The sequence below is a fragment of the Streptomyces glaucus genome (assembly GCF_039533365.1).
Classification (GTDB): Bacteria; Actinomycetota; Actinomycetes; order Streptomycetales; family Streptomycetaceae; genus Streptomyces; species Streptomyces glaucus.
Genome location: NZ_BAAATK010000104.1, coordinates 1 through 6,193, shown reverse-complemented (window position 1 = coordinate 6,193; position 6,193 = coordinate 1). Strand labels below are relative to the sequence as shown.

2 protein-coding genes are annotated in these 6,193 nt (G+C 76.1%); both read right to left on the bottom strand.

The features are described 5' to 3' along the window. On the bottom strand, positions 1 to 1,454 hold a 1,454-nt coding region (locus ABD363_RS32155; RefSeq protein ID WP_344609993.1), incomplete at its 3' end, for a condensation domain-containing protein. Beyond that, positions 1,451 to 6,193: amino acid adenylation domain-containing protein (locus ABD363_RS32150; RefSeq protein WP_344609992.1), on the bottom strand; the 4,743-nt coding region annotated here is incomplete at its 5' end. The genes ABD363_RS32150 and ABD363_RS32155, both read right to left, overlap by 4 nt.

The window sequence follows — 6,193 nt, the reverse complement described above, 5'->3', positions numbered from 1 at the left end:
ACCGCCACCGCCCCCGGCGCCCGCACCACCCACGCACGGAACAACTCCAACACCGAGGAACCCGGCGGGGCGTCACCGGCGGTGGCGTTCCAGCCCTCCACCACCAGCCCGTGCTCCAGCCGTCCCACCAGGCCGACCCGGCCCACCGGCACGGACGGGTCGGCGGCCACCTGTTCCAGCACCCACTCCAGCCGGCCCAGCAGGTCCCGGGCCACGTCGGCGTCGATCGCGTCGGGCCGGTGGGTCACATGGACCTTCACGGGCCTGCCCGGCGTCACGCCGAGGGTCAGCGCGTAGTGCGTCGCCTGGTGGCCCTCCACGTGGGTGAAGGAGAGCGCTCCGGGCGCCGGTGCCTCCCCGGGCGGCAGGGGATAGTTCTCGAACATCAGCATGGTGTCGAACACCGCGCCCGGTCCGCCCGCCCGCTGGATCTCGGGCAGGCTGAGGTGCTGGTGGGGCAGGAGCGCGGACTGGCGGGCCTGGAGCTCGGTCAGCAGTCGCAGCACGGACTGGTCGGCGTCCAGGCGGACCCGTACCGGCACGCTGTTGACGAACAGGCCCACCATCGATTCGACGCCGGGCAGTTCGGCGGGGCGGCCGGCGACGGTCGCGCCGAAGACGACGTCCGTGCGGCCGGTCAGCCGGGCCAGGAGCATCGCCCAGGCGCCCTGCATCACGGTGTTGACGGTCAGGCCGTGGCGGCGGGCCAGGGCGGTGAGGGTGTCGGAGAGCTCGCCGGAGAGGGTCAGCTCCTGTTTTCCGGGCAGCACGGGGGCGCGGTCCGGACCGGCGGGGGCGACGAGGGTGGGGCCGTCGGTGTCCGCCAGCTCGGCCCGCCACGCGGTACGCGCGGCTTCCTTGTCCTGCCGGGCCAGCCAGGCCAGGTGGTCGCGGAAGGAGGGCGCCGGGCCGAGTCCGGAGGCGTCGCCGCCGGCCGCGTAGATGGCGGCGAGTTCGGTGAGCATGACCGGCATCGACCAGCCGTCCAGCAGGATGTGGTGGGAGGTCATCACGGTCCAGTGCCGTTCGGGGGTCAGCCGGACGAGCAGCAGCCGCAGCAGGGGCGCCCGGGCGAGGTCGAACCGCTCCGCCCGTTCCTCGGCGGCCAGCCGCCGCACCTCGGCGAGCGCCTCCTCCTCGGTCAGGCCCGTGTCCGGCAGATCGACCTCGCGCCAGCGCGGGGCGGCCTCGCGCGGGATGAGCTGCACGGTCCGGCCCGACTTGCGGCGGTGGAAGCCGGCCCGCAGAGCGGGGTGCCGGTTCAGCAGGGCCCGCCAGGAGGCGCGCAGCCGGCCGGCGTCGAGGGGCCCGCTCAGCAGGTCGGTGCGCTGGATGGTGTAGAGATCGGGTCCCTGCTCGCCGTACTCGGCGTGGAAGAGCAGGCCTTCCTGCAACGGGGAGAGGGGCCAGACCTCGGCGAGCGCCGAGCCGTGGACCGGGGGTGTGGACGTCATCGGAAGAGCCCTCCTTCGAGGTCCGCCGCAATCGCTTCGAGCTGCTCGACCTCGTCCTGGTCCAGGTCCAGCAGGGGGAAGTCGGACGGGGTGTGGCCGCCGACCGCCGGGTGGTCCGAGTGGGCCGCCAGCCCGCGCAGCAGCGCCAGCCAGATGCGGCCGAGGGAGTGCACGGCCTCGTCGGCCAGCACCCGGGCCGGGCGGCCGAGGGTGAGGGTCAGTTCGGGGCCGTGGCGGGTGTCCCGGACGACGGCGCCCGCCTCCAGGGCGTGCGGCACGGGCATGCGCGGGTCGTCCGAGCTGTGCAGGACCCGTTTGGTGGCCGGCTCCCACGGCTCGGCCGCGCCCGGGCGGGCGGGTCCGCCGGAGCCGCCCGCCCGGGTGTCCAGCCGGCCCAGGTAGTTGAAGCCGATCTGGGGGACGGGCAGTGCGGCCAGGACCGGTGCGGTCCCGGCGTTGAGGTACCGCAGCAGGCCGTAGCCCAGCCCGTCGCCGGGCACGGCCCGGATCTGCTCCTTGACGGTCTTCAGCAGCCGCCCCGCCGCCGCCTCGCCGGCCAGCGCGGCGTGGAGGTCCACGCCGCTCACGTCGAGCCGTACCGGGTGGGCGCTGGTGAACCAGCCGACGGTGCGGGACAGATCGGCGCCGTCCAGCGGCGTACGGCCGTGGCTTTCGACGTTCACCAGGACCGGCGCGTGCGGGTCGCGCCGCCAGTGGGCGACGGCTCCCGCCAGCGTGGCGAGCAGGATGTCGTGGACGCCGCAGTGGAACAGGGCGGTCGTCCGGCCGACGAGGGCGGCGGTGTCGTTGTTGCGCAAGGTCCAGGAGTCGTGGCGTACGGTCGCCGCCGTGTCCCGGGCCGGGTCGAGGGGCGGCACGCCGGGCAGCGGGGCGGCGTCCCGCAGCAGCGCGGCCCAGGCGGGCAGTTCGGCGACGCGGTGGTCGCGGTGCGCCTCCGCCTCCAGCCGCCGGGTCCAGCGGCGGTAGGAGGTGGCGACCGGGGCGGGGCGCGGGGTGCGTCCGGCGACCGCGGCCTCGTACGCCTCCCTCAGGTCCGGCACCAGGATCCGCCACGACACCCCGTCGACGGCGAGGTGGTGCACGGCGAGGACCAGCCGCCCGGCCCGTTCGGGTCCCGCGTCCAGCCATACGGCCCGGGCCATCGCCCCGGCCGCCGGGTCGAGCCGGTCCACGGCCTCGCGGGCGGCCGCGTCGGCGGCACGGGCGAGTTCGTCCGGGGTCGCGGTCCCGGTCGCGTCCACGCGGACCAGGAGACCGGCGGTGTCCGCGGCGTCCCGGGCGCCGGCGACCAGGCGCGGCCCGGTGCCGTCGTCCGTCACCCGGGCGCGGAGCATGGCGTGGGTGTCGGCGAGGGCGCGCAGAGCGGTGGCGAGGGCGTCCGGACGGAGTCCGGGCGGGGCCGTGAGGATCGTCCACTGCGCGAAGGCGCCGCCCACGACCCGCTCGCCGAGGAAGCGCGCGGCGGGCGTCCAGGGCACCTCGCCCGCTCCGTCGTCGGCGTCGGCTCCCCGGTCGCCGGTGCCGACGGGCTCGGCGACGGCCGCGAGCCGCTCGGGGGTCTTCTCGTCGAAGATCTGCCGGGGCGTGACGACGAGTCCGGCCCGCCGGGCCCGGGTGACGAGTTGCAGCGAGGTGATGGAGTCGCCGCCGAGCGCGAAGAAGCTGTCGTCGGCGCCGACCCGGCCCAGCCCGAGCGTCTCGGCGACGGCGGCGCAGAGGATCTCCTCGGCGGGGGTCCTCGGCGCCCGGCCGACGGCTCCGGCGGCGAAGTCGGGCGCGGGCAGGGCGTCGCGGTCCAGTTTGCCGTTCGGGGTCAGGGGCAGCTCGTCGAGGACCACCACGGCCGCCGGGACCATGTGGTCGGGGAGCGTGCGGGAGGCGTGGGCGCGTACGGCCGAGGGGTCCGGCTCGCGCCCGGCCGCGGGCACGACGTAGCCGATCAGCCGGGTGTCGTGGACGGCGGCGACCGCCTGCCCGACGTCCGGGTGGCCGGCGAGCGCGGCCGCCACCTCGCCCGGCTCGATCCGGTGCCCGCGCAGTTTGACCTGTTCGTCGGCCCGTCCGACGAACACCAGCTCGCCGTCGTGGGTGCGGCGGACCAGGTCGCCGGTGCGGTACATCCGTCCGCCACGGGTGCGCGGGTCGGCGACGAACCGGTGGGCGGTGAGCGCCGGCCGGTCGAGGTAGCCGCGGGCCAGCCCAGCGCCGGTCACGTACAGTTCGCCCGTCACGCCCGGCGGCACGGGGCGCAGGAAGGCGTCCAGGACGTACACGCCGGCGTGCGCGATCGGGCCGCCGATCGTCAGCGGGCCGGTGTCGTCCAGGGGGGCGGTGACGGTGGAGACGACGGTCGCCTCGGTGACGCCGTACTCGTTGTGGAGGGCGCAGCGGGCCGCCCAGCGTCGGCGGGTGTCCGCCGGGAGGGCGTCGCCGCCGCTCACCAGCACCCGCAGTGCGGGCAGTGCGCGGTCCGGGAGGTGGGTGAGCTGGACGGCGGGCATCACGGCGTGGGTGATGCGGTGGCCGGCCAGCAGGTCGCCGAGTTCGTCGCCGGTGGTGTGCCCGCCGGGCGGGGCCAGCACCAGTCGGCCGCCCGCGCACAGCGTCGGCCAGATGTCCGCCAGCGACACGTCGAAGCTCGGCGAGACCAGCTGCACCAGACGTGTGTCCGTGCCGATGGCGTACCGCTCGATCCGGTCGGCGACCAGGTTCCGCAGCCCGCCCCAGGTGACGGCGGCGCCCTTGGGGGTGCCGGTGGAGCCGGAGGTGTAGACGACGTACGCGGTGTGGTCGGCGTCGGGCGCCGGAAGGGCACGCCCGTCGGGTTCGTCCGCCGGCGGTTCCCCGTCCAGGGTGATCACCGGGCCCGTGAACCCGTCCGACACCATCGGCCGGGTCTCCGCCGTGCACAGCACCGCCTCGGGCGCGGCGTCGGCGAGCACGAAGGCGATGCGGTCCGCGGGGTGGCCGGGGTCGACGGGGACGTACGCGCCGCCCGCGAGCGCGATGCCGAGCAAGGCGGTGACCAGTTCCGCCGAGCGGGGCGCCAGGACGGCCACGCGGGTGTCGGGGCCGACGCCGTGCGCGGTCAGGCGGTGCGCCAGGCGCTCGGAGGCGCGGGCGAGTTCGGCGTACGTCAGCGCGCGGCCGGCCGCGACGAGGGCGGTGGCCGCGGGGGTGCGGGCGGCCTGGTCGGTGAAGCGGCGGGGCGGGAGCGGGGAGGTGTCCGTGTGCGGTGCGGGGGCGGCCGGCGGCGGGGCGGGGCCGGTGGCGACGCCGGGCACGTCCAGCCGTCCCACCGGCACCGACGGATCCGCGATCATCTGCTCCAGCACCCGTGTCAGGGCATGCGCCAGGCCCTCGGCGTCCGCCTCGGAGAACCGGGCGAGACGGTGGGCGAGGCGGATCCGGAGGCGGTCGCCGAGGACGACGCCCAGCGTCAGCGGGTAGTGGGTGCCCTCCACGGTGGAGACGTGCTCCGTCCGCGGGGCGCCGGGGGACTGCGGGGAGCCGGCCGCGCGCGGGTAGTTCTCGAAGACGAGGACCGAGTCGAAGGCGGAGCGGGACCCGGTGAGCTTCTGCAGTTCCGGGAGTCCGAGGTGGTGGGAGCCGATCAGCGCGGACTGGCGGCCCTGCAGCGCGATCAGCATCTCCAGCACCGGCTGCCCGCCGTCGAGCGGCACCCGGACGGGCACGGTGTTCATGAACACCCCGACCATCCTCTCGACGCCCGGCAGTTCGGCGGGACGGGCCGCGACCGGGGCGCCGAACACCACGTCGGTGCGGCCCGTGAGCCGGGAGAGCACCAGCGCCCAGGCTCCTTGCACGAGCGTGTTGACCGTCAGTCCGCCGCCGCGTGCGAAGGCGACCAGCCGGGCGGTGAACTCCTCCGGGAACTCGCGGGTCAGACGGCCGGCGGCGGCCGAGCCCTTCGCCCGTTCCAGGGGGTCGACGAGGGTCGGCTCGTCCACCCCGTCCAGCTCGGCCCGCCACGCGGTACGCGCGGCCTCCTTGTCCTGCCGGGCGAGCCAGGCCAGGTGGTCCCGGAAGGAGGGCGCCGGGCCGAGCCCGGAGGCGTCGCCGCCGGCCGCGTACAGCGCGGTGACCTCGTCGAGGACGACGGACATGGACCAGCCGTCGAAGAGGATGTGGTGCGTGACGACGACGAGCCGGTGGCGCTCGTCGGAGAGCCGGACGAGGACGAGCCTCAGCAGTGGGGGCCGGGCCGGGTCGAATCGTTCCGCCTGCTCCTGCGCGGCCGTCTCGGCGAGCCGTGCCTCGGTCTCCTCCGCGCCGAGTCCGGAGAGATCGACCTCCCGCCACGGGATCCGCACGTCCGCCACGACGGCCTGGACCAGCCGTCCCGAGGCGAGCCGGTGGAAGCCGGCCCGCAGGGTCGCGTGCCGGGCCGCCACGCCGTGCCAGGCCGCCCGCAGCCGGGCCGTGTCGAGCCGTCCGCTCAGCTCCAGCACCCACTGGCCCTCGTAGACATCGGGGCCTTGTTCGTCGTAGGCGGCGTGGAAGAGGAGTCCTTCCTGCAGCGGGGTGAGCGGCCAGACCTCGGCGAGGCCGGGAACCGTGGCTTCCAGTTCGGCGGACTCGGCCGCGGTGAGGTCGAGGAGGGGGGTGTCGTTCGGCGGTGCCGTCGGGCCGGCGGTGGCTTCGAGCTGTGCCACGGCGGCGATGGCGGCCGGGGTCTCGTGCTCGAAGACGTCCTG